At 63.3% G+C, this 21,761-nt stretch carries 20 protein-coding genes and 1 tRNA gene; 10 read left to right on the top strand and 11 right to left on the bottom strand.

Features of this window, described 5'->3' with window-relative positions; genetic code table 11:
• Window positions 1–3: 3 nt before the first annotated feature.
• The 3 genes from XH89_RS00560 (at window position 4) to XH89_RS00550 (ending at window position 6,067) form a co-directional block, all read left to right on the top strand.
• The gene (locus tag XH89_RS00560) at window positions 4–1,590 is read left to right on the top strand and encodes a helix-turn-helix domain-containing protein (RefSeq protein WP_194465221.1); all 1,587 of its coding nucleotides are present in this window, start codon (window positions 4–6) and stop codon (window positions 1,588–1,590) included.
• Between the two features lie 126 nt (window positions 1,591–1,716).
• Window positions 1,717–4,788, top strand: coding sequence for an autotransporter domain-containing protein (locus XH89_RS00555; RefSeq protein WP_194465220.1), 3,072 nt, complete (start codon window positions 1,717–1,719; stop codon window positions 4,786–4,788).
• Between the two features lie 166 nt (window positions 4,789–4,954).
• A complete protein-coding gene (locus tag XH89_RS00550; RefSeq protein WP_194465219.1) occupies window positions 4,955–6,067 on the top strand; it encodes a tetratricopeptide repeat protein in 1,113 nt (370 codons plus the stop codon).
• Window positions 6,068–6,336: 269 nt separating this feature from the next.
• Here the strand turns inward: XH89_RS00550 and XH89_RS00545 are convergent, their stop codons facing one another.
• From XH89_RS00545 to XH89_RS00510, 8 genes are all read right to left on the bottom strand, one after another.
• Complete coding sequence (locus XH89_RS00545; RefSeq protein WP_194465218.1) at window positions 6,337–6,609, bottom strand: DUF1150 domain-containing protein; 273 nt, start codon at window positions 6,607–6,609, stop codon at window positions 6,337–6,339.
• 51 nt (window positions 6,610–6,660) lie between these two features.
• Complete coding sequence (locus tag XH89_RS00540; RefSeq protein WP_008141238.1) at window positions 6,661–7,086, bottom strand: Hsp20 family protein; 426 nt, start codon at window positions 7,084–7,086, stop codon at window positions 6,661–6,663.
• 233 nt (window positions 7,087–7,319) lie between these two features.
• Window positions 7,320–8,405: a sn-glycerol-3-phosphate import ATP-binding protein UgpC gene (locus XH89_RS00535; RefSeq protein WP_194465217.1), complete on the bottom strand. Its 1,086-nt coding sequence runs from the start codon at window positions 8,403–8,405 to the stop codon at window positions 7,320–7,322.
• A 4-nt stretch (window positions 8,406–8,409) separates the two neighbouring features.
• A complete protein-coding gene (gene ugpE / locus XH89_RS00530) occupies window positions 8,410–9,258 on the bottom strand; it encodes a sn-glycerol-3-phosphate ABC transporter permease UgpE (RefSeq protein ID WP_194465216.1) in 849 nt (282 codons plus the stop codon).
• A 2-nt stretch (window positions 9,259–9,260) separates the two neighbouring features.
• A complete protein-coding gene (ugpA, locus tag XH89_RS00525) occupies window positions 9,261–10,142 on the bottom strand; it encodes a sn-glycerol-3-phosphate ABC transporter permease UgpA (protein WP_194465215.1) in 882 nt (293 codons plus the stop codon).
• 81 nt (window positions 10,143–10,223) lie between these two features.
• On the bottom strand, window positions 10,224–11,540 hold the full coding sequence (gene ugpB, locus XH89_RS00520; protein WP_194465214.1) for a sn-glycerol-3-phosphate ABC transporter substrate-binding protein UgpB: 1,317 nt from the start codon (window positions 11,538–11,540) through the stop codon (window positions 10,224–10,226).
• 389 nt (window positions 11,541–11,929) lie between these two features.
• Window positions 11,930–13,132, bottom strand: a complete 1,203-nt coding sequence (locus tag XH89_RS00515; RefSeq protein WP_194465213.1) for a CaiB/BaiF CoA-transferase family protein — start codon at window positions 13,130–13,132, stop codon at window positions 11,930–11,932.
• A 172-nt stretch (window positions 13,133–13,304) separates the two neighbouring features.
• Window positions 13,305–13,730: an organic hydroperoxide resistance protein gene (locus XH89_RS00510; RefSeq protein ID WP_194465212.1), complete on the bottom strand. Its 426-nt coding sequence runs from the start codon at window positions 13,728–13,730 to the stop codon at window positions 13,305–13,307.
• Window positions 13,731–13,888: 158 nt separating this feature from the next.
• Between XH89_RS00510 and XH89_RS00505 the strand changes: the two genes are divergently transcribed.
• Window positions 13,889–14,347 (top strand): MarR family winged helix-turn-helix transcriptional regulator, encoded by a 459-nt coding sequence (locus XH89_RS00505; protein ID WP_194465211.1) that lies wholly within the window; start codon window positions 13,889–13,891, stop codon window positions 14,345–14,347.
• Window positions 14,348–14,353: 6 nt separating this feature from the next.
• On the opposite strand, the gene XH89_RS00500 is transcribed toward XH89_RS00505, so the two are convergent.
• From XH89_RS00500 to XH89_RS00490, 3 genes are all read right to left on the bottom strand, one after another.
• Complete coding sequence (locus tag XH89_RS00500) at window positions 14,354–14,596, bottom strand: GIY-YIG nuclease family protein (RefSeq protein WP_194465210.1); 243 nt, start codon at window positions 14,594–14,596, stop codon at window positions 14,354–14,356.
• Window positions 14,597–14,734: 138 nt separating this feature from the next.
• A tRNA-Ala gene (locus XH89_RS00495) sits at window positions 14,735–14,810 on the bottom strand.
• Window positions 14,811–14,900: 90 nt separating this feature from the next.
• Window positions 14,901–15,311, bottom strand: a complete 411-nt coding sequence (locus XH89_RS00490; RefSeq protein ID WP_194465209.1) for a TIGR02300 family protein — start codon at window positions 15,309–15,311, stop codon at window positions 14,901–14,903.
• A 160-nt stretch (window positions 15,312–15,471) separates the two neighbouring features.
• Here XH89_RS00490 and aroA point away from each other — a divergent pair, with 160 nt between their 5' ends.
• The 6 genes from aroA to XH89_RS00460 all read left to right on the top strand — a co-directional run bounded on the left by aroA (window position 15,472) and on the right by XH89_RS00460 (window position 21,711).
• A complete protein-coding gene (gene aroA, locus XH89_RS00485; RefSeq protein WP_194465208.1) occupies window positions 15,472–16,809 on the top strand; it encodes a 3-phosphoshikimate 1-carboxyvinyltransferase in 1,338 nt (445 codons plus the stop codon).
• Window positions 16,806–17,444: a (d)CMP kinase gene (gene cmk, locus XH89_RS00480; RefSeq protein WP_194465207.1), complete on the top strand. Its 639-nt coding sequence runs from the start codon at window positions 16,806–16,808 to the stop codon at window positions 17,442–17,444. The genes aroA and cmk overlap by 4 nt, the downstream gene beginning before the upstream one ends.
• A 267-nt stretch (window positions 17,445–17,711) precedes the next feature.
• On the top strand, window positions 17,712–19,418 hold the full coding sequence (gene rpsA / locus XH89_RS00475) for a 30S ribosomal protein S1 (RefSeq protein ID WP_057752276.1): 1,707 nt from the start codon (window positions 17,712–17,714) through the stop codon (window positions 19,416–19,418).
• Between the two features lie 350 nt (window positions 19,419–19,768).
• On the top strand, window positions 19,769–20,749 hold the full coding sequence (sppA, locus tag XH89_RS00470) for a signal peptide peptidase SppA (RefSeq protein ID WP_194465206.1): 981 nt from the start codon (window positions 19,769–19,771) through the stop codon (window positions 20,747–20,749).
• Window positions 20,750–20,930: 181 nt separating this feature from the next.
• Window positions 20,931–21,236 carry an integration host factor subunit beta gene (locus tag XH89_RS00465; protein WP_007598410.1) on the top strand — a complete coding sequence of 102 codons (306 nt, stop codon included), beginning with the start codon at window positions 20,931–20,933 and terminating at the stop codon, window positions 21,234–21,236.
• Between the two features lie 82 nt (window positions 21,237–21,318).
• Complete coding sequence (locus XH89_RS00460) at window positions 21,319–21,711, top strand: lipopolysaccharide assembly protein LapA domain-containing protein (protein WP_194465205.1); 393 nt, start codon at window positions 21,319–21,321, stop codon at window positions 21,709–21,711.
• Window positions 21,712–21,761: the final 50 nt, after the last annotated feature.

Raw genomic sequence — 21,761 nt, 5'->3', positions numbered from 1 at the left:
GCAGTGAGCAAAGTGCCGGATCTCCGCTTTGGAGATCTGATCCTCGACGAGACGTGCCTGTTCGCGCGCCGCAACGGCCAGACGATCAAGTTCACCAGAAACGAGCGCGCGCTGCTGCTGGCCCTGACGCGCAATCCGCATCGCCTCATGCGCCGCGCCCGTCTGCTCGACGAGATCGCCTCCGAGTCCGACATATCCGATCGCAACATCGACTTTCTGGTGAACAGGTTGCGCACCAAGCTCGGCGACAGCGCCAAATCGCCAAGGTACATCGCCACGCAATATGGCGAGGGCTATGTCTGGATCGCCGCGCCATCTCCAGCGGCGCCAATCGATGCGTTCCTGGTGATCGGGGCGAGCCTCGCACAGCAGGCACATCCCTTCAGCCAGCAAACCTCATCGCTGCTCGCTCAGCTTGGTGACATGATCTCCGTTGGCGTCGGCGGCGGTCGCAAGGTGGTGGTTGCCGAGAACTGGTCCGCCGGCGCCACCGACAAGCTGCGCTATCTCCTCCAGATGAGCTTTCTCGCCGGCAACGACCATCTGGATTGTGCTGCCACTTTGCGAGAGATGCCGTCGAAGCGGATCGCCAAGGCGTTCCGGCTCCGGCTCGACATGACGGACGCCGCATCATCCACGGCCGAATTGGGCAGGGTCGCCAATGGTATCGTCGGGATCCTGTCGCAAGGGCTCATCGACGCGTCCACCGGTCTTGGCATCCCCGAGGACGAGCCGCTCGAGACGCGCCTTCACAAGGCGTCGAGCCTGCTGTCGGCATCAAATCGAGGATGGCTGGCAAGCGGCGAACGGCTGGAAAGGGCGCGCGAGGAGGATCCGCTCAATGCGGACATCGCCCTGCAATGGTGCCTGCATCTGTTCGCGCGCCTTGTGCATACCAGCCCGTTCGGTGTGATCAGCCTGGAAGAGCGCTACCGCATTGAAAGCGAGATCGACGCGACGGTCCTGGAGTGCCTGCCCGCCATCGAGGCGAACCCGCTGCTGATGTTGACGGCCGCCAAGCTGCTCTACTTCATCGATCGGGGTCATCTCGATCTTTCGGAGGACATTGCCGAGCGCGCGTTTGCCCGGACTGCGGACTTTGCCGCGGCTTTGCCGATCCTGGGGCAATTGCGCTATGCGCGCGGCCGGTTCGACGAAGCTGTCGGATTTTTTGACCGCGGCATCGCGATCGCCACACCGGATTCCAACCTGCATCTGCATATGCGCGTCCTGAAGTCCATTGCCGTGCTGGCATCCGGTGACCGCGCGTCGCTGGACACCGCCGTTGCCGATGCGGCCAGGGAGAGTCCGCATTGCCCGCGCGACATCGGCTTGACCATCGGCTGGATGGTCGCCTCGCCGGTCCAGGCACTGCCGGCGGCATCGGCGGATGCGCTGGCCGCGATCAGCTCGGCCGGTGCCAGCAATGCGATCGAATATCTCTACTTCACCTCGGCGCGTCACCTCGTCTCGGAGCAGGCGCGGGCCAATGTCATGCGCGGTCTGATCACGCATGCGAGAAGGCTGCACGGAGAGCAGGCAATTCCCGCGTTTGTTCTCAGGAGCATCGGTTCAATCGTCGCAGCCTGAGCTGTTGCACGCGCGCCGCATCGGCGCGCTGATCTTGTCTACAAGCAGCCCGAACAGGGCACCTCTCGAACCTCTCAAATATTGTCCAAACAATTGCCTGCTAGCGACGGCTGACCGGCGGGAACCTTGCCGGTCAACGCGCAAGGGGCGGGTATGGTCGTTCGTTCAGTCCAGTTGCAGCGCCGGATCGCAACTCTTGGTAGATCTCGGGCGACGAGTCGCGCTCCGCTCTTTCTCCCCTCGTTGATGCCTGCCTTAGGCGCGAGAATCCGCAGCTTGCTGTCGAGCACCGCGCTCGCGCGCACGAGCGCCGCTGCGGCGCTGCTCTCCGGGGTATGGCTTGGCGCCACCGCGGCGAGGGCGGACGATACGACCTGGACTGGCCTCGCCAGCCTCGGGAACAACTTTTATCCTGTCGATGCAAACTGGACTAACCGCGCGCCAGGCTATGGCGACACCGCCTTCTTCGGCTCGGCCAAGGTAACCACGCTGCAGTTCGGCTTGCTCAGCGCAAACTTCGTCGATGGCTGGACGTTCAATGCTGGAGCGTCGAATTACACGTTCGACCTCCCGTGGATCACGGGCGCCAGCGTGATCTTCACCGGCGCCGGCATCATCATCAATGGTGGTAGCGCGACCTTCACTAACGACTATTACATTGAGTTCGACAACTCCAGCACAGCAGGCAGCGCCAGCTTCATCAACACTGCCGCCGCCCACGGATTGGGTGTGCATTTCCGGGACACCAGCACGGCCGGCAACGCCAACTTTGACAACAGCGGCTATGTGTCCTTCGCCGACAGCAGCACAGCCGGCAATGCCAGCATTACCAACAGCGGGACTGTGAACTTCGCCAATAACAGTACGGCCGGCGGTGCCAACATCATCAACACGCGTACTGTGAACTTCACCAATAGCAGCACGGCCGGCAACGCCAGCATCACCAACACCGACACCGGCACTGTAAACTTCACCAATAGCAGTACGGCTGGCAACGCCCGCATCACCAACACCTGGCCCGGTGCTGTGAATTTCGCCGATAGCAGCACGGCCGGCAACGCCAGCATCACCAACGCCGGTATTCTGAATTTTACCAACAGCAGCACGGCCGGCAACGCCAACATCACCAGCAGCGGCCTTTTCACCTTCTCCGACACCAGCACGGCCGGCAGCGCCACCATCCTCAGCGGAATAACTTTCAAGAACTCAAGCACGGCCGGTAGTGCCACCATCATCAACACTGGCTACAGTTGGATAAGGGACGGCGCCAGCGGAGGAGCTGCACGGTTTATCCTGACCAGCATTGGTTTTCTCGACCTTTCATATCTCACGACCGGCGGCACCACGGCCGGCTCGATCGAGGGCACTGGCAGCGTCTTTCTGGGCTCGAAAAAATTCGTGGTCGGCAGCAACAATCTCTCCACCACGTTTTCCGGTGTCATCCAGGATGGCGGTGATGGCGGCGGCACCGGCGGCTCCCTCACCAAGACTGGTGCCGGTGCTCTGACCCTGTCCGGCGTCAGCGCCTATACCGGCACGACCACGGTCGATGCGGGCACGCTGACGGTGGACGGCTCGATCGCAACGTCCACCCTGCTGACGGTCAATGCCGGCGCGACCCTCGGAGGCAACGGCATCCTCGGCACCGTCCTCGTCAACGGCGGTACACTGGCGCCGGGTCATTCGATCGGCACGCTGACGATCGGCAACCTGACAATGACCGCCGCATCGGCTTACCTGGTGCAGGTGTCTGGCGGCAGCGCCGACAAGACCATCGTCACAGGCCTTGCGACTCTCGGCGGGAAGGTGGTCGTCGATCCGTTGGCATGGGTTACGACGACGACGAGCTACACGATCATGACGGCCGGCACCGTCAGCGGCACCTACTCCGGTGTGGAAATTGCGAACAACTTTGCCCGTAACGCGCGGCTGAGCTATGTCGGCAATGACGTGCTGCTGATGCTCGACCCCAGCCTGCTGTCGCCCTCTCTGCCTGGCAATGCCAACCTCAATCAGATGAGAATCGCGACAGCCATCGACAACGCGCTCGTCGGTGGCGCGTCCTTGCCGGCCGCGTTCAATGCGCTCTTCGCCCTGTCGGGCAATCCTCTGCTCAATGCGCTGTCGCAAGCCTCCGGCGAGAGTGCGACCGGCTCGCAGCAGACCACGTTCAACGCCATGACCCAGTTCATGGGCTTCCTGACCGATCCCCACGCGGGGCGCGGCAACGCCATCAATGGCGCGACCTCTACGCCCGGATATGTGGAGGAGAGCAGCGCCTATGCGGCGAGCCGGACGCCGAAGGATGCGTTTGCGATGTTCACCAAGGCGCGGCCGATCCCCTTCGCGCCGCGCTGGAGCGTGTGGGCGGCGGGCTACGGCGGCTCGCAGACCGCCGATGGCAATGCGCTGACGGGATCGAACGACACGCGCAGCAGCATTTTCGGAACCGCCGTCGGCGCCAATTATCAGATCTCGCCGAATACGCTCGCGGGCTTTGCGCTTGCCGGCGGCGGCACCAATTTCAGCGTCAACAATCTCGGTGGCGGACGCTCCGATCTGTTCCAGGCCGGCGCCTACATGCGCCACACCAATGAGGCCGCCTATGTCACTGGCGCCCTCGCCTACGGCTGGCAGGACATCACCACCAACCGCACGGTAACTATCGCTGGACTCGATCAGCTCCGCGCCGAGTTCAAGGCGAATGCCTTCTCCGGCCGGCTCGAAAGCGGCTATCGTTTTGTTGCGCCCTGGATCGGCGGCGTCGGAATCACGCCCTATGTCGCGGGACAGTTCACGACGTTCGATCTGCCGGCCTATGCCGAAAGCGCGGTGACGGGCACGCCGAACTTCGCGCTCGCCTACGGGGCAAAAAGCGTCACCGATCCGCGCAGCGAGCTTGGTCTGCGCACCGACAAGTCTTTCGCGATGACGGACGGCATTCTCACGCTGCGCGGGCGTCTCGCCTGGGCCCATGATTTCAATTCGGACCGCTCCATCGGGGCGACCTTCCAGTCGCTGCCGGCCGCGAGCTTCGTTGTTGGCGGCGCGGCGCAGGCAAGTGACTCAGCGCTGACGACGGCCTCTGCCGAAATGAAGTGGAGCAGCGGCTGGTCCGCGGCAGCGAGCTTCGAAGGCGAGTTCTCCAATCTCACGCGCAGCTATGCCGGCAAGGCCGCGATCCGCTACGCCTGGTAGCCGGTCTCGGCTGCGGCCTGATTTCTCGTTCCGGATCGAACGTTAGCTGCGCCGGTTGCGACTAATGTCACAGCCGGGCCGTGATGCGATCCGCGAGGATTTCTCCTCGCCCGGCTCGATCAGGCATCCCGCAAACGGCGCGGGGCCGATGCGGGGATATCGAGCCATGAATTGCGATTCGGCGGGGCGCTTCTTCGGCCTGATTTGCATTGTCGCGCTCGCCGTCACCGCCGCGGCCCGCGCCGACGACGCGTCGAACGATCGCACCATCGCGGAGATGACCGAGATCATCGCCGCCGATCAGAGCAATGCGGCGGCCTTTGAAAAGCGCGGCGAGGCCTATTATCTCAAGCGGGATTGGAATCGCGCCTTAGAGGATTGCAGCGCCGCGATCCGGATCGATCCGAATTTCGGGCGCGCCTATCATTGCCGCGGCCGCGCCCATTCCGCCAAAGGCGACCGCGATCACGCCTTGGCCGACTACAACGAGGCCATTCGCCTCGATCCTGCTTACGGACCGTCCTACACTTCGCGCGCGCTCGAATATTACAGCAAAGGCGACTTCGATCTCGCCATCGCCGGCTTCACCGAGGCGATCGAACGCAATCCCAAGCAAGCCTATCTTGCTTTCATCAAGAGGGGCGAGGCGTACGCAGAGAAGCGCGACAGCGATCATGCCGTGGCCGATTACAACGAGGCGATGCAACGCAATCCCGCCGCAGCATTGCCTTATGAGCTGCGCAGCACCATCCATTTCGACAAGGGTGAGATCGACGCGGCTCTCGACGATTGCAACACCGCCGTTCGCCTCGAGCCCGGCAGTGCCGGCGGCCACTATTGCCGCTCCGTCGTTCTGCTGAAAAAGGGCGACACCGACAACGCCATCCAAGAGCTCGATGACGTCGCCAGGATCATGCCGTCGTTCGAGAAGGCCTATCTCGCTCGCGCCCTCGCCTGGCACAGAAAGGGCGACGACAAACGCGCCATTGCCGATTACGACGAAGCGATCCGGCTCCAGCCGGGAAATTCGACCGCCTACAACAATCGCGCCTCCGTGTTTCGCGACATGGGCGAGAGCGATCGCGCGCTCGCCGACTTCAACGAGGCGATCCGGCTCGATCCCGGCAACCAGCTCGCGCTGGCCAATCGCGGCATCCTCTACATGAAACTATCCGACGCCAAACGCGCACGCGCGGATTTCAATAGCGTCCTCGCACTGCCGCCGACCGACAAATGGGCCGTGGATACGGCGCGCGAGGGGCTGGGGTTTTTGAAGTGAGGCGAAAATCGTTGCATGGCTGCGACCATGTCTACGGTCATTGCCAGTGCAGGTCTCTCGACACCGTCATTGCGAGCGCAGCGAAGCGATCCAGAATCTTTCTGCGGAGGGATTCTGGATTGCTTCGTCGCATCAGCGCAAAATTGCTACGCAATTTTGTCGCGAGCTCCTCGCAATGACGACGTGGAAGCTTCATTGCCCAAAATGAAAACGGGCATGCCTTCGTCTGAAGGAATGCCCGCTTGAAACTCTCTTCGTGCGACGTGCGCTCAGTGCACGCTGACGGCTTGCAGCTCGTTGCTCCAGGCGTTGGCGACCGCGGCTTCGCGGCTGTCGGTCAGCATGATCGGCGTGCCGTCGGCGGCGTGGAGCGCGAACAGCTTGAGGCCGGGCGCAATCTTCGGGGCTTCGGGGAACAGGCCGGGCACATCCTCGGAGCGGATCTGCTTCACATAGGCGATGTGGCCTTCGCCAAGGTTCGCCAGCGTCTCGGGCGAGGCGTTCCTGGCTTCGTGTTCGAATACAACGTGACCTTCACTCATGGTCTCGACTCCTTCACAGAAACTAAGCGGTCGAGTCCGCTACTCGTTCCATTATTCGTGCTCATTGATAGCGATTGTCTTAACGATCCTCTCCGGTTCAGGCCGGGCCAGGTCGATCGACAACAACCCGTTCTTCAGATCCGCACCCAGCACCAGCATCCCCTCCGCCAGCACGAAAGTGCGCTGGAAGTGGCGCGCGGCGATGCCGCGATGGATGTATTGCCGGGTCTTGTCGTCCTGCTGCCGCCCGCGGATCACGAGCTGGTTTTCCTCAATGGTTACATCGAGTTGGTCGCGGGTGAATCCGGCGACCGCCAGCGTGATGCGCAAACGTTCGGGCTGGCCGTCGGCCTGGCCGCACCTCTCGATATTGTAGGGAGGATAACCGTCGGCGCCTTTGACGACGCGATCGAGCACGCGCTCGATTTCGTCGAAGCCCAGAAGGAACGGACTGGAAAGCGTGGGAACACGAGACATAGTTTACAAAGTCCTCTCGAAGCGACTTTGGTGTTTCGGGGCCCGATCAAGGCACCCCTTGGTCAGCAATATGGGCATATCGCCTTGGTGGTTCAAGGACGTAGCAGAGGGCTGCGGATTCACTGCTTCCGCCCTCGCGCGGCACTGTCGGATTTGCCGGGCGATTATCCCAATGAAAACAGACCCCCTCCTACTGTGCATGGGGTTGTTTTCGCCGATAGGGCTGGAACCCGTCAGGCCTCGATTCGCTTGCGGCCGTCGGAGCTGAACAGATGCAGCTTGGCGCGGACTGCGGCGACACGAATCCTCGCGCCGATGGCGGGAGCCTCGGTGCCGGGGATGCGGACGATCACCTCGCCCGGCGGCAGCTCGCCAGGCGTGGCGGCGACACGCTGGTCTTCCTGCGCCCGCGCGCCGTAAACGAAGGTCTCCGCGCCGACGCGCTCGATCGCTTCCACGGTAAGCCCAAGCGCAACGCCGCCCGGCGGCGTCTGGTCGGTGACGACGAAATCCTCCGGGCGGATGCCGAGGATGCCGGATCCGCCGGCGCTGCCGCCGAGCTGCGATTTGATCTCGTCGGCACGCGTCGACATCAGATTCATCGGCGGCGCACCGATGAAGGAGGCGACGAAGGTCGTCGCCGGCTTCTCGTAGATATCAAGCGGATTGCCGATCTGCTCGACCTGGCCACCGTTCATCACGACGAGGACGTCGGCGAGCGTCATCGCCTCGAGCTGGTCGTGGGTGACGTAGATCGAGGTGACATTGAGCCGGCGCTGCAATTTGCGGATCTCGACGCGCATCGCGATGCGGAGCTTGGCGTCGAGGTTGGAGAGCGGCTCGTCGAACAGGAAGACCTTCGGCTGGCGCACGATGGCGCGGCCCATCGCGACGCGCTGGCGTTGGCCGCCGGACAATTGTCCGGGCTTGCGGGTCAGCATCGTGCCGAGCTCGAGCACGCGCGCGGCCTCTTCGACCCGCATCTTGATCTCGTCTTCCTTCATGCCGCGATTGCGCAGGCCGTAGGCCATGTTGTTGTAGACGCTCATATGCGGGTAGAGCGCGTAGTTCTGGAACACCATCGCGATGTCGCGATCGGCGGGCTCGACCTGGTTGACGATGCGTCCGCCGATGTCGATCTCGCCCGAAGTGATGGTCTCGAGTCCCGCGACCATGCGCAGCAGCGTGGACTTGCCGCAGCCGCTTGGTCCGACCAGTACGCAGAACTGGCCATCGGCGACGTCGACATCGACACCTTTGATCGCCTCGAAACCGTTCGGATAGGCCTTGCGGACGTTGCGCAGCGTTACATTGGCCATCGGCCTACTTCTCCGTTTCGATCAGGCCCTTGACGAACAGGCGCTGCATCAGGACGACGACCGCGACCGGCGGCAGCATGGCGAGCACCGCCGTCGCCATCGCAACCGACCATTCGGTGAGCGCGTCCTTGACGTCGATGATCTTCTTGATGCCGATCACGATGGTCTGCATGTCGTCGCGCGTCGTGATCAGGAGCGGCCACAGATATTGATTCCAGCCGTAGATGAAGAGGATCACGAACAGGGCGGCGATGTTGGTGACCGAGAGCGGCAACAGCGTATCGAAGAAGAAGCGGATCGGGCCGGCGCCGTCCATCTTCGAGGCCTCGACCAGCTCCTTCGGCACGGTCATGAAGAACTGCCGGAACAGGAGCGTCGCGGTTGCGGAGGCGATCAGGGGCAGGATCAGGCCGGAATAGGAATCCAGCATGTGCAGGTCGGAGGTGATCTTGTAGGTCGGGAAGATGCGCACCTCGACCGGCAGCATCAGGGTGATGAAGATGGTCCAGAACGTCGCCATCCGGAACGGGAAGTTGAAGAACACGATGGCGTAGGCCGAGATGATGGAGATCGCGATCTTTCCGACCGCGATGCCGACCGCCATGATGAAGCTCGAGAGCAACATGCCGCCGACGGGCTCACGGGTGGTCTTGCCCGTGCCGGACATGATCGTGTTCCAGTAGGTCTCGAGCCCGTGGCTGCCCGGATAAAGCGGCATCTGTCCGTTGGCGATGACGGAATTGTCGTGGGTGGAGGCGATGATCGCGAGATAGACCGGGAAGGCGACGACGATCACCCCGGCGATCAGCACGAGGTGCGGCAACAGATTTCCAAAGCGCCGATGCTCGACCATGGCTAGTAGTGCACCTTCTTTTCGACGTAGCGAAACTGGATCGCGGTCAGCACGATGACGATGATCATCAGGATCACCGATTGCGCCGCCGAACCGCCGAGATCGGAGCCGGCCTTGCCGTCCAGAAACACCTTGTAGACCAGCGTTGCCGTGGAGCCGTTCGGGCCGCCTTCGGTCGCGGTGTCGATGATGCCGAGCGTGTTGAAGAAGGCGTAGGTGATATTGACGATGATCAGGAAGAACGTCGTCGGCGACAGCAGCGGGAAGACGATGGTCCAGAACCGCCGCATCGGCCTCGCGCCGTCGATCGCGGCGGCCTCGATCACGCTCCTCGGGATCGCCTGCAGGCCTGCGAGGAAGAACAGGAAATTGTAGCTGATCTGATTCCAGACGGCGACGATGACGATCAGGATCATCGCGTGATTGCCGTTGAGCACGGGATTCCAGTCGACGCCGTTGCGCTGCAGGGCGCGCGCGATCATGCCAAGGCCCGGCTGGAACATGAAGATGAAGAGCACGCTCGCGACCGCAGGCGCGACCGCGTAGGGGATGATCAGGAAGGTGCGATAGATCTGCACGCCCGCGATGTTGCGGTTCGCCATCACGGCGAGCAGAAGGCCAATGGCGAGCGAGAAGAACACGACCAGCAGCGAGAAGAAGAAGGTGGTGCCGATCGCCTGATAATATTCGGGCGTGTTCAGCAGATTGACATAGTTCTCGAACCACACGAACTCGGTCGAGAGTCCGAAGGCATCCTGCACCAGAAAGGATTGCCAGAGCGCCTGCGCCGCCGGCCAGTAGAAGAAGATCAGCGAAATCGCAAGTTGCGGAAACACCAGGAGGCAGGCGAGCAGCCTGCCTGAAAAGATGGCCCGGTTCTCCATGAAGCCCCCCGCCTCATCTCGAGAGATCGTGTCGTGCGAGATCGTGGCTGCGGAAGGGCCGCAGCCACGATTGAAGCGGCCTTACTTGGTCGCGGTCCGCTCGAATTGACGGAGCATCTGATTGCCGCGCGAGACCGCGGCATCGAGCGCCGCCTTGGCCGGCTTCTTGCCGGCGAGCGCCGCTTCGATTTCCTCGGACCAGACGTCGCGCATCTGAACCATGCCGCCGAAGCGCAGGCCGCGCGAATTCTCGGTCGGCGGCTTGTTGGTGAGCTCCTTCAGCGGCACTTCGAGGATCGGATTCTTCTCATAGAAACCCGACGCCTTGGTCTTCTCATAGGCCGCCTTGGTGATCGGCAGGTATCCCGAGACTTCATGCAGATAAACCTGACGATCGGTATCGGAGAGGAAGGTGAAGAACTTCGCGATGCCCTTATATTCCTCGGCCGACCGGCCTCCCATCACCCACAGCGAAGCGCCGCCGATGATGGAGTTCTGCGGCGCGTCCTTGGCGTCCGGGAAGTACGGCATCGCAACCGCCGTATAGTTGAACTTCGCGTTGGCCTTGACGTTCGGATAGAACGCCGAGGACGTCATATAGAGACCGCATTCACCGGAGGTGAAGCGACCTTCGCCGGTGTTGGTGCGGCCCGAATAATCGTAGCTCTTGTCTTTCTGGAGCTCGACGAGGTTCTCGAGCAGCTTGGTCTCGAGCGGGTTGTTGAAGTCCAGCACCGTGTCGAAACCGTCGAGGCCGTTGGCCTTGGAGCCGATCGCGACGTTGTGCCACGCCGAGAACTGCTCGATGAAGCCCCAAGTGACCCAGCTCGACGAGAAGCCGCAGGTCGGGCTCGTCGCGTGCAGCTTCTTGGCGTCTTCGAACACTTCCGGCCAGGTCTTGGGCGGGTTTTCGATGCCGGCCTTCTTCAGCGCGTCGAGGTTGACCCACATCACCATGCTCGACGAGTTGAAGGGGAAGGAGAGCATCTCGCCCTTCGCGGTAGAGTAATAGCCCGTGATCGCGGGCAGGTAGGACTGCGGATCGAACTTCTCGCCCTGCTCCTTCATCAGATCGGACACCGGCTTGATGGCGCCCTTGGCTGCCATCATGGTCGCGGTGCCGACCTCGAACACCTGCATGATGCCCGGCGCGCTGCCGGCGCGAAACGCCGCGATGCCCGCGTTCAGCGTATCGGCATAGCTGCCCTTGAAGGTGGGGATGATCTTGTAGTCGCTCTGCGACGCGTTGAAATCGTTCGCGAGCTTGACCACGACATCGTTGTTCGGGCCCGTCATCGCGTGCCACCATTGGATTTCGGTCACGGCCAGTGCCGGCGAAGCCGTCATGCCGACAGTGAGTGCAACAGCGGCAGCTGTCCCAAGAAATCGAAGAGCCATCAAGAAAACCTCCCTCAGCCGTCAATAAAGAAGCGCTTGCGCTAGCAGCGCCATATGACGTTCACATGACTGTGTAAGCGGCCGAAACGAAAGCGGCAAGCGCTGGAAAAGGGAAGCCATCAAATAGGCGGAGGCGGCGCGCGCGGCCTGCTTCGTTCGCGGCGCACATGTGTGCCCGCGCCGCACTGCGGAATCGCGTGATGTCAGGACGATGGGGCCGCGGGCTCGAAAACCCCTCCCGCTTGCGGGAGAGGTCGCGCGTAGCGCGGGTGAGGGCTTTCTCCTCTAGGGGATTGTCCCGCCGTGGAGATACCCTCTCCCCGACCCTCTCCCGCAAGCGGGAGTGGGAGCGCACCTGCGCTGCCGCTCGGTCTTGTTCTGATCGCGTCCTAGCGCTTGCGCTCGGGCCCACAGACCGTGCCCTTGGCGATCATCGCGTCGATCTCCGCCTTTGAGTAGCCGAACTCGCCCAGCACCTCCTGGGAGTGCTGGCTGAACTTCGGCGGCAGCCGACGCAGGCTCGGCTTGCTGCGGTCGAGCCGGATCGGCGAGGCCACGCCCTTGTACCAGTCCTTCTCGATGACATCGCCGCGGGCGATCGTGTGCGGGTTGGTCAGCGCCTGGTCGATCTTCTGCACGGGGCCTGCAGGCAGGCCGGCGGCGAGCAGGCGATTGCACAGCGGCTCGGCCTCATGCTGGCTGAACACCGCGGCAAGCACTGCGCGCAGCGCCTCGCGATTGGCGATGCGGTCCTTGTTGCGGGCAAAGCGCGGATCGGTGCCGAGCTCGGGCTTGCCGATTTCCTTGGCGAGCTTGCGGAAGGTGCCGTCATTGCCGACGCCGATGAAGATGTTGTCGGTCTTGGTCGGGAAGATGGCGTAAGGCACGAGGTTGGGATGCTCGTTGCCGGTGAGGCCGGGCGGCTTGCCGTGCATGAAATAATTCGCGGTGTGCGGATGCATGATGGCAAGGCCGGTTTCGTACAGCGTCGTCTCCAGGAACTGGCCCTTGCCCGAGCGCTGCCGCTCCGACAGCGCCATCAGGATGCCGATCGCCGCGTAAAGGCCGGTGGTGATGTCGACCAGCGGCACGCCGATCCGCATCGGGCCACTCTCGGCCGATCCGGTCGCCGCGATCATGCCGGTCATGGCCTGGATGATGGCGTCATAGCCGGGATTGCCGCCGCGTGGGCCGTCGGCGCCGAAGCCGCAGATCCGGCAATGCACGAGGCGCGGGAATTTCTCGCTGAGCACCTCGTTGCCGATGCCCCATTTCTCCAGCGTGCCCGGCTTGAAATTCTCGATCAGGACGTCCGCCGTCTCCAGCATCTTGAGCAGCACGACACGGCCGCCCTCGGAAGCGAGGTCGAGGCCGATCGAGCGCTTGTTGCGGTTGATGCCGATGAAATAGGCCGCATCGTCCTCGTGGAAGGGAGGCCTCCATTCACGCACCTCGTCGCCCGCCGGCGGCTCGACCTTGATCACGTCGGCGCCATGGTCGGCGAGGATCTGGGTGCAGTAGGGACCACCGAGCACGCGCGTGAGATCGATGACGCGCAGTCCGCTCATTGCGCCCAATGCCGCTTCAGTCATGCCTTCGCTTCCCCTGTATCGATATTGATCACAGGCCTAGCGAGGTTCGTGCGCGCCAGCAATGGCTTGCCGCGTGGGGGCGTATGCGTCGCCGCGCAATCCCGCGGCGTGGGAAATCTCGCGGAAGCGGCCGGCCCGAGGGGGATCCCGGGCCAGCCAATTCACCGGCCGATCAGACGACCGTCAGGCGAACGTCGACATTGCCGCGCGTCGCGTTGGAGTACGGGCACACCTGGTGCGCCTTCTCGACCAGCGCCTCGGCATCCGCGCGGGACAGGCCCGGCAGCGAGACGGCGAGGTCAATGTCGAGTCCGAAGCCGCCGGCCGAGCGCGGGCCGATACCGACGGTCGAGGTCACGGAGGCGTCAGTGGGAACCTTCGGGCCGCCCTGCGAGGCCACGAACTTCATCGCGCCGATGAAGCAGGCGGCATAGCCGGCCGCAAACAGCTGCTCGGGATTGTTGCCGGCGCCGCCGCCGCCGCCGAGCTCCTTCGGCGTGGTGAGCTTGACATCGAGCGCGCCATCGAGGGTCGCAGCATGGCCGTCGCGGCCGCCGGTGGCCTTTGCGCTGGTCTTGTACAGGACGTTCACGGACATTTTCGTCTCCCTTGGGGGTCGTCGGGTTGGGGTGACGCTTATATCGCAAACAATTAGATTGTGCGCAATTGATATTTGCGTGCCTCACATTTAATTGTCCGCAATTGAATGTCCGGCCGGCCGGCCCCAGAATGGGGCAAATCCCGAGAGATTCTCCAATGGCCCGGAAATTATCGACCCTCGACCCGCAACGCCTCGACAACCAGATCTGCTTCGCGGTCTATTCGGCCGCGCACGCCTTCAACCGCGTCTACAAGCCGCTGCTGGACCGTCTCGGCCTGACCTATCCGCAATATCTGGTGATGCTGGTGCTGTGGGAGCGCGACGACGTGCCGGTGAAGGAGATCGGCGAGAAGCTGTTTCTGGACTCCGGCACGCTGACGCCGCTGCTGAAGCGGCTGGAGGCCGCGCATCTGGTCAAGCGCACGCGGAGCAGCGAGGACGAGCGCCAGGTGCTGATCGCGCTGACGGCGCAGGGGCAAGCGCTGAAAGAGAAGGCGCGCAGCGTCCCGCAATCGATCCTGGCGGCGTCGAACTGCACGGTCTCGGAGCTGGTGGCGATGAAGGACGAGATCGTCGCGCTACGGGATCGGCTGAATGCGGTGATTGGGGGGTAGGGGGAGTTAGTAGAGTTGCTTCTTTGAGAAGGCGCGGCCTGAGTGTGATTTGAGATATTTCTCAAATGCCAAGGCCTTCATCTTGTCCGGGAAAGCGCAATACCAGACCAGCTTCCACGGTTTGAACTTGGCGGTGTGAGCGGATTTGCCTGCGTTGTGCTCCGGAATCCGCCGCTTCAGATCTTCCGTGGCGCCGATGTATTCCTGATCCGGAAATTCGATGGTGCGGAGGATGTAGACGTACCACATTGACGACTCGTGTCTGGGCAGTCGTTAGGGTGGGGGTCTCACCAGTCCGTCTTCGCCCTTTCGGGCTTCGCCGGACACCACGCTTCGCCCTTCAGGCTCCGTCGCGGCTGCGCCACGCGTAGCCCGAAGGGCGAAGCGTGGTGGAGCCAGGCGGGATCGAACCGCCGACCTCTTGCATGCCATGCAAGCGCTCTCCCAGCTGAGCTATGGCCCCTTAACCTTGGGATGATCCTGGGGGATCACTCCCGACCGACGAGCCTTCCGACTCGCGCGGTGCACCCTTTTTCACAGATCAGGACTGATCTCAAGTCTCTTCATCACCTCCGACATCACCAATGATGTCGGTCACGTCCTCATCGCCCTCTTCTTCGTCGGCAATGAAGGTCGAATCATCGTCATCGTCGTCGTCGAGGGTCTCGTCGACCTCGATATCGTCCTCGGATTCGGGGACGACGGCCTTGACCTTGCCGGTGTTCTCCTCGGCATCGGCCTCCTCGAGCGAGACCAACTCTTCCGACTCCGCCGGCTCTGGCGTCGTGTCCGCGGCTGCGGCGTGGCGGGCCTCGGCCCCGCGTGTCGCGCGGGCGGGCGCGATCGGAGCGATCGGCACGACTTCGCCGGTATAGGGCGAGATCACCGGATTCTTGTTGAGGTCATAGAACTTCTTGCCCGTGGTCGGGCAAATACGTTTGGTTCCGAGTTCGGACTTGGCCACGGCAGAGGAATCCTGGGAATGTCTGAAAAGCGGTGTTTCACTTGGCTAGTTGGCGGCCTGCTGTCAATAGCGCATTACGAGAGAAAGACATGCTCGTGACGGCGGGGAGACCATGTGGTAGGTGCCCGCCAGCCTCCGAGGCGCATTCAAGGACACAATCTTGCCCCATTCCGACAAGCCGACACCCCTGAAGTCGAGCTCAAGCGGTCCCCTGACCGGGAAAGTACGGGTGCCCGGGGACAAGTCGATCTCCCACCGGGCCCTCATCCTGGGCGCGCTGGCGGTCGGCGAGACCCGGATTACCGGCCTGCTCGAGGGCGAGGACGTCCTCAACACCGCCAAATCCATGCAGGCGCTCGGCGCCAAGGTCGAGCGGACCGGCGATTTCGCCTGGAAAGTGAACGGCGTGGGTGTCGGCGGCTTTGCCCAGCCCAAGGCGGCGCTGGATTTCGGCAACTCCGGCACCGGCTGCCGGCTGGTCATGGGCGCCGTCGCCGGCTGCCCGATCTCGGCGGTTTTCGATGGCGACGCCTCGCTGCGCAGCCGCCCGATGCGCCGGATCCTCGATCCGCTCGAAAAGATGGGCGCCAAGGTCGTCTCCGGCGGCGAGGGCGGCCGCCTGCCGCTGACCCTCCAGGGCGCGCGCGATCCGTTGCCGATCACCTACAAGACCCCGGTCGCCTCGGCCCAGATCAAATCGGCTGTGCTGCTGGCGGGCCTGGCTGCGCCGGGCACGACCACCGTGGTCGAGAACGAGGCCAGCCGCGACCACACCGAGCTGATGCTGAAGCATTTCGGCGCCGACATCACCTCGGTCGCCGAGGGGGCTCACGGCCGCCGCATCACGCTGGTCGGCCAGCCCGAGCTGCATGGCGCGACCGTTATCGTGCCCGCCGATCCCTCGTCAGCGGCTTTTCCTGTTGTCGCGGCACTGATCGTCGAAGGCTCCGATGTCGTCCTTTCCGACGTCATGACCAATCCGCTGCGCACCGGCCTGTTCACGACGCTGCGTGAAATGGGCGCCTTCATCGAAGAAAGCGAAGTCCGCGCCGATGCCGGCGAGCCGATGGCGCGCCTGCGCGTACGTGCCTCAAAGCTGCGCGGCGTCGAGGTGCCGCCGGAGCGCGCGCCCTCGATGATCGACGAATATCTGGTGCTGGCGGTGGCGGCCGCCTTCGCCGAAGGCACCACCATCATGCGCGGCCTGCAGGAGCTGCGCGTCAAGGAATCCGACCGGCTCGAGGCCACGGCGGCGATGCTGCGCGTCAACGGCGTCAAGGTCGAGGTGTCCGGCGACGATCTGATCGTCGAGGGGCGCGGCCATGTCCCCGGTGGCGGCACTGTCGCCACGCATATGGACCATCGCATCGCGATGTCCGCGCTGGTGATGGGCTGCGCTTCGGACCAGCCGGTGACGGTCGACGACACTGCCTTCATCGCCACCAGTTTCCCGGACTTCATTCCGATGATGCGTTCGCTTGGGGCCGAGTTTTCATGATTATCGCCATCGACGGACCCGCGGCTTCGGGAAAGGGCACGCTGGGCAAGCGCCTCGCCCATCACTATGGCTATCGTCATCTCGATACCGGCGTGATCTATCGCGCGGTCGCCTACGCCCTGATGGAGGCGGGCCATGATCTCAGGGATGAGGCAGCCGCGGTGCAGGCCGCCCTGGAGCTCGATCCCGAAAAATTCGGCAATCCCGCCCTGAAGACCCAGGAGGCTGGCGAGGGCGCCTCCATTGTGTCTGCGATCCCGAGGGTTCGCGAGGTCCTGGTCAATTTTCAGCGCCAATTTGCCGCCGATCCGCCCGGCGCTGTGCTCGACGGCCGGGACATTGGAACCGTGATTTGCCCCCATGCCGACGTGAAAATCTTCGTCGTCGCTGACCCCAAGGTTCGCGCTCGCCGGCGCACCATGGAGGCCAAGGCGCGAGGCGAGGAGGCGGACGAGGCGGCCGTGCTCGCCGACATCATCCGGCGCGACGAACGGGACAAGAACAGGCCGATTGCGCCTTTAAAACCAGCCGCGGATGCTTACTTGCTAGATAACTCCCAACTGGATATAGAAGGCGGCGTCCGGGCCGCCATCGACATTATCGAGGCTGTCCGAGCGGGCCGGTCGCGGGGTTAAGCCGCAGCCGTCATTGGAGGAAGTGCCCGCTCCCGCTCTTTGAGGTCGATACTCTCGGTCCCTGTTTGGGATCGACGCGATCCAGGCTCCGGACACAACGATTTCCACGTATCGAACGCGCGGGCCTCTGCCGGCCCGCTTCCGCTGTTTCGGCTCGAGGCCGGAGCAGCGAGCGGTCGCTCGAAGGTCTTGCGGGCCTTCCGACACTGCGTGCGCGATACGCCCATGAACCCAACGGCCGGCAAGACATCCGCAACTGGAGAACAAATGGCTTCGACTTCCGCTGATACCTATAGCCCGTCGCGTGACGATTTCGCCGCGATGCTCGACGAGTCCTTCGCTGGTGGCAACCTGCAGGAGAGCTCGGTCGTCAAGGGCAAGGTGGTTGCAATTGAAAAGGACATGGCCGTCATCGACGTCGGCCTGAAGACCGAAGGCCGCGTTGCGCTGCGCGAATTTTCCGGCCCCGGCCGTGACAGCGAGATCAAGGTTGGCGACGAGGTGGAAGTGTTCCTCGATCGCATCGAGAACGCCCTCGGCGAGGCCGTGCTGTCGCGCGACAAGGCGCGCCGCGAAGAGAGCTGGGGCAAGCTGGAGAAGGCGTTCCAGAACAACGAGAAGGTCACGGGCGTCATCTTCAACCAGGTCAAGGGCGGCTTCACCGTCGACCTCGACGGCGCCGTTGCCTTCCTGCCGCGTTCGCAGGTCGACATCCGTCCGATCCGCGACGTTGCGCCGCTGATGAACAACGCGCAGCCGTTCCAGATCCTCAAGATGGACCGGCGCCGCGGCAACATCGTCGTCTCCCGCCGCACGGTTCTCGAAGAGACCCGCGCCGAGCAGCGTCAGGAGCTGGTGCAGAACCTCGAAGAGGGTCAGGTCATCGACGGCGTGGTCAAGAACATCACCGATTACGGTGCGTTCGTTGATCTCGGCGGCATCGACGGCCTGCTGCACGTCACCGACATCGCGTGGCGCCGCGTCAATCACCCGACCGAGGTGCTCTCGATCGGCCAGACCGTGAAGGTCAAGATCATCAAGATCAACCACGAGACGCACCGCATCTCGCTGGGCATGAAGCAGCTGCTGGACGATCCGTGGCAGGGCATCGAAGCCAAGTACCCGCTGGGTGCCCGCTTCACCGGCCGCGTCACCAACATCACCGACTACGGTGCGTTCGTCGAGCTCGAGCCGGGCATCGAAGGCCTGATCCACGTCTCCGAGATGTCGTGGACCAAGAAGAACATGCACCCCGGCAAGATCGTGTCGACCTCGCAGGAAGTCGACGTGCAGGTGCTGGAAGTCGATTCCGTCAAGCGCCGCATCTCGCTCGGCCTCAAGCAGACCATGCGCAACCCGTGGGAGGTCTTCGTCGAAGGTCACCCGACCGGTTCGGTGGTCGAGGGCGAAGTCAAGAACAAGACCGAGTTCGGTCTGTTCCTCGGCCTCGAGGGCGACGTCGACGGCATGGTCCACCTCTCCGACCTCGACTGGAAGCTTCCGGGCGAGCAGGTGATCGACAACTACAAGAAGGGCGACATGGTGAAGGCCGTGGTGCTCGATGTGGACGTCGAGAAGGAGCGTATCTCGCTCGGCATCAAGCAGCTCGAAGGCGACCCCTTCGCCGAGCCGGGCGATGTCAAGAAGGGCGCGGTCGTGACCTGCGAAGTGCTCGAAGTGAAGGAAAGCGGTATCGAGGTGAAGATCGCCGGCACCGACTTCTCGACCTTCATCAAGCGCTCGGAGCTCGCGCGTGACCGCAACGACCAGCGTGCCGAACGCTTCGCCGTCGGCGAGAAGGTCGATGCCCGCGTGATCCAGTTCGACAAGAAGGCCCGCAAGGTCCAGGTGTCGATCAAGGCGCTCGAAGTCGCCGAAGAGAAGGAAGCCATCGCGCAGTACGGCTCCTCGGATTCGGGTGCGACGCTCGGCGACATCCTGGGCACCGCGCTCAAGAACCGCGACAGCAAGTAAGCGAAACGCTGAGTTTTCGCTGACATTGAAGCCCCGGCGCAAGCCGGGGCTTTTTTGTTGCCGGCGGCAAACTCCATTGTCGTCCCGGACAAGCGTCAGCGCAGATCCGGGACCCATACCCACAGGGAGTGGTTTGACGAAGACTCGGAGTGGGCGCCTCGCGTCACATCCCGCCCTGTGGTTATGGATCCCCGCGTTCGCGGGGAGGACGAGTGAGTGTTTGGTAGCTTTCTCGCCCTTTACGAGGCCTTGCTTTCTTCAAATTGCGCCGCAATTGATGTATCCAGACAAGCTGATGGTCACGTCGTGACCTGCACAACGCCAGCGGCCTTTCATTTGGAGATATCTCGATGTCGCTCGATTCGGACATCATCGTCGATCGCCGCAGGATCCGCCGCAAGCTGACGTTCTGGCGCGTGATGGCGGCGCTGATCGCGATCGCCGCGATCGCGGGCTTTGCGCTGATCGCAACGCCCGGCGCACGCGGCAGCTTCGTCTCCGCAGGCTCGATCGCACGTGTGCAGATCGATGGCCTGATCCGCAGCGATGCCGAACGCACGCGCTCGCTGGAGCGGCTGGAGAATTCGCAGGCCGCCGCCGTGATCGTTCACATCAACTCGCCCGGCGGCACCACCGCCGGCTCCGAGCAGCTCTATGATTCATTGACCCGCCTGAAGGCCAAGAAGCCGCTGGTCGTCGTGGTCGAAGGCCTTGCGGCCTCCGGCGGCTACATCACCGCGATTGCGAGCGACCACATCATCGCCCAGCAGAGCTCGCTGGTCGGCTCGATCGGTGTCCTCTTCCAGTTTCCCAACGTCTCCGAGCTCCTGAAGACCATCGGCGTCAAGGTCGAGGAAGTGAAGTCGACGCCGCTGAAGGCCGCCCCCAACGGTTTTGAGCCGACCAGCCCCGAGGCACGGGCCGCGCTGGACGCGCTGGTGAAGGATTCCTATGCCTGGTTCAAGGATCTGGTGAAGCAGCGCCGTGGCATGGATGACACGCAGCTCGAAAAAGTCGTCGATGGCCGCGTCTTCACCGGCCGCCAGGCGATCGATCTCAAGCTGATCGATCAGCTCGGCGATGAGAAAACCGCGGTGACCTGGCTCGAGGAGCAGAAGGGCGTCAAGAAGGGCCTTTCGGTGCGCGACTACAAGCTCGAGCCGCGTTTTGGCGATCTGCCGTTCCTGAAGACGGCCGCCGCGGTGACGCTGGAAGCGCTTGGATTCGGCTCGATTGCCCATCAAATCGCGCAAACCGGCATGGTGCAGGCGGTCGATCGCGCCGGGTTGGATGGAATGCTGGCGTTGTGGCAGCCGGCTGCTTCGAATTGACCGGAACGGCCGGAACAACGCGAGTTCCGGACCTTTTTCGCGTCTGGCGAGTAGCCGTGCAGCCTGCTTTTTCGGCATTTGTCACGCATTTTCACGACGCTCGACGTTCATTTAGCGTCTTGACAGATCAACGCATTTTCACGGAAATGGTCATCCGCACGCTTCCGGGTCCTATCTCTCGATGATCAAATCCGAACTTGTTCAGCGTATCGCCGAGCACAACCCGCATCTGTACCAGCGGGATGTCGAGAACATTGTGAACGCGATTCTCGAAGAGATCGTCGCGGCACTCGCGCGCGGCGACCGCGTCGAGCTGCGCGGCTTCGGCGCTTTCTCGGTCAAGCATCGCCCCGCCCGCGCCGGCCGCAATCCGCGCACCGGCGCCCATGTCCCGGTCGATCAGAAGAGCGTTCCGTTCTTCAAGACCGGCAAGGAAATGCGCGAGCGGCTCAACCGCGACCATCCGGATCCGGGCGCGCCGGACTAGGACTACTAGGACTATTGTCGTCCGGGCTTAGCCGAACCGCCATTTGATGCGGCGGCAGGTGATTCAAGGCGAGCGACACGCAATGCGAAAGTTTCTGACCTGGCTGTTCGTGACTCCGCTGGTCCTGATCCTGGTGACTTTCGCGGCCGCCAACCGGCATGACGTCACCGTCTCCTTCGATCCCTTCATGGCGAAGGACCCGGCGCTGTCCCGCGACATTCCGTTGTTCCTGCTGCTGATCCTGACGGCCGCCCTGGGCGTCATTGTCGGCGGCTGCGCCGTCTGGTTCGGCCAGCGGCACTGGCGCCGCGCCGCGCGCCGGCATGAGGCCGATGCACGGGCTGCCCGGGTCGAGGCGGCCGGACTCCGGGCTCAGGCGGCCGCAGCCAAGCCCGAGGCCCAGCGGCTCCCCGTTCCCTCCGGGGTGGGCCTTTACGGGCCCATCGGGCGAGACAAGCAGCGCGCGACGTTGTAGAAGCGGCCCCAACCGAAAAGCCCGTTTCCCGGCCGCCACTTGCGGCCTCC

This window comes from Bradyrhizobium sp. CCBAU 53340 (assembly GCF_015291645.1).
Taxonomy (GTDB): Bacteria; Pseudomonadota; Alphaproteobacteria; order Rhizobiales; family Xanthobacteraceae; genus Bradyrhizobium.
Note: the sequence above shows the minus strand (reverse complement) of the source record. Positions and strands in the feature narration are given on the sequence as shown.

Bases quoted from the DNA above. Each gene is read 5' to 3' on its own strand.
- XH89_RS00550 (WP_194465219.1), top strand. From the start codon at position 4,955: ATGAATTGCGATTCGGCGGGGCGCTTCTTCGGCCTGATTTGCATTGTC.
- XH89_RS00545 (WP_194465218.1), bottom strand. From the start codon at position 6,609: ATGAGTGAAGGTCACGTTGTATTCGAACACGAAGCCAGGAACGCCTCG.
- XH89_RS00540 (WP_008141238.1), bottom strand. From the start codon at position 7,086: ATGTCTCGTGTTCCCACGCTTTCCAGTCCGTTCCTTCTGGGCTTCGAC.
- XH89_RS00535 (WP_194465217.1), bottom strand. From the start codon at position 8,405: ATGGCCAATGTAACGCTGCGCAACGTCCGCAAGGCCTATCCGAACGGT.
- ugpE (WP_194465216.1), bottom strand. From the start codon at position 9,258: ATGGTCGAGCATCGGCGCTTTGGAAATCTGTTGCCGCACCTCGTGCTG.
- ugpA (WP_194465215.1), bottom strand. From the start codon at position 10,142: ATGGAGAACCGGGCCATCTTTTCAGGCAGGCTGCTCGCCTGCCTCCTG.
- ugpB (WP_194465214.1), bottom strand. From the start codon at position 11,540: ATGGCTCTTCGATTTCTTGGGACAGCTGCCGCTGTTGCACTCACTGTC.
- XH89_RS00515 (WP_194465213.1), bottom strand. From the start codon at position 13,132: ATGACTGAAGCGGCATTGGGCGCAATGAGCGGACTGCGCGTCATCGAT.
- XH89_RS00510 (WP_194465212.1), bottom strand. From the start codon at position 13,730: ATGTCCGTGAACGTCCTGTACAAGACCAGCGCAAAGGCCACCGGCGGC.
- XH89_RS00505 (WP_194465211.1), top strand. From the start codon at position 13,889: ATGGCCCGGAAATTATCGACCCTCGACCCGCAACGCCTCGACAACCAG.
- XH89_RS00500 (WP_194465210.1), bottom strand. From the start codon at position 14,596: ATGTGGTACGTCTACATCCTCCGCACCATCGAATTTCCGGATCAGGAA.
- cmk (WP_194465207.1), top strand. From the start codon at position 16,806: ATGATTATCGCCATCGACGGACCCGCGGCTTCGGGAAAGGGCACGCTG.
- rpsA (WP_057752276.1), top strand. From the start codon at position 17,712: ATGGCTTCGACTTCCGCTGATACCTATAGCCCGTCGCGTGACGATTTC.
- sppA (WP_194465206.1), top strand. From the start codon at position 19,769: ATGTCGCTCGATTCGGACATCATCGTCGATCGCCGCAGGATCCGCCGC.
- XH89_RS00465 (WP_007598410.1), top strand. From the start codon at position 20,931: ATGATCAAATCCGAACTTGTTCAGCGTATCGCCGAGCACAACCCGCAT.
- XH89_RS00460 (WP_194465205.1), top strand. From the start codon at position 21,319: ATGCGAAAGTTTCTGACCTGGCTGTTCGTGACTCCGCTGGTCCTGATC.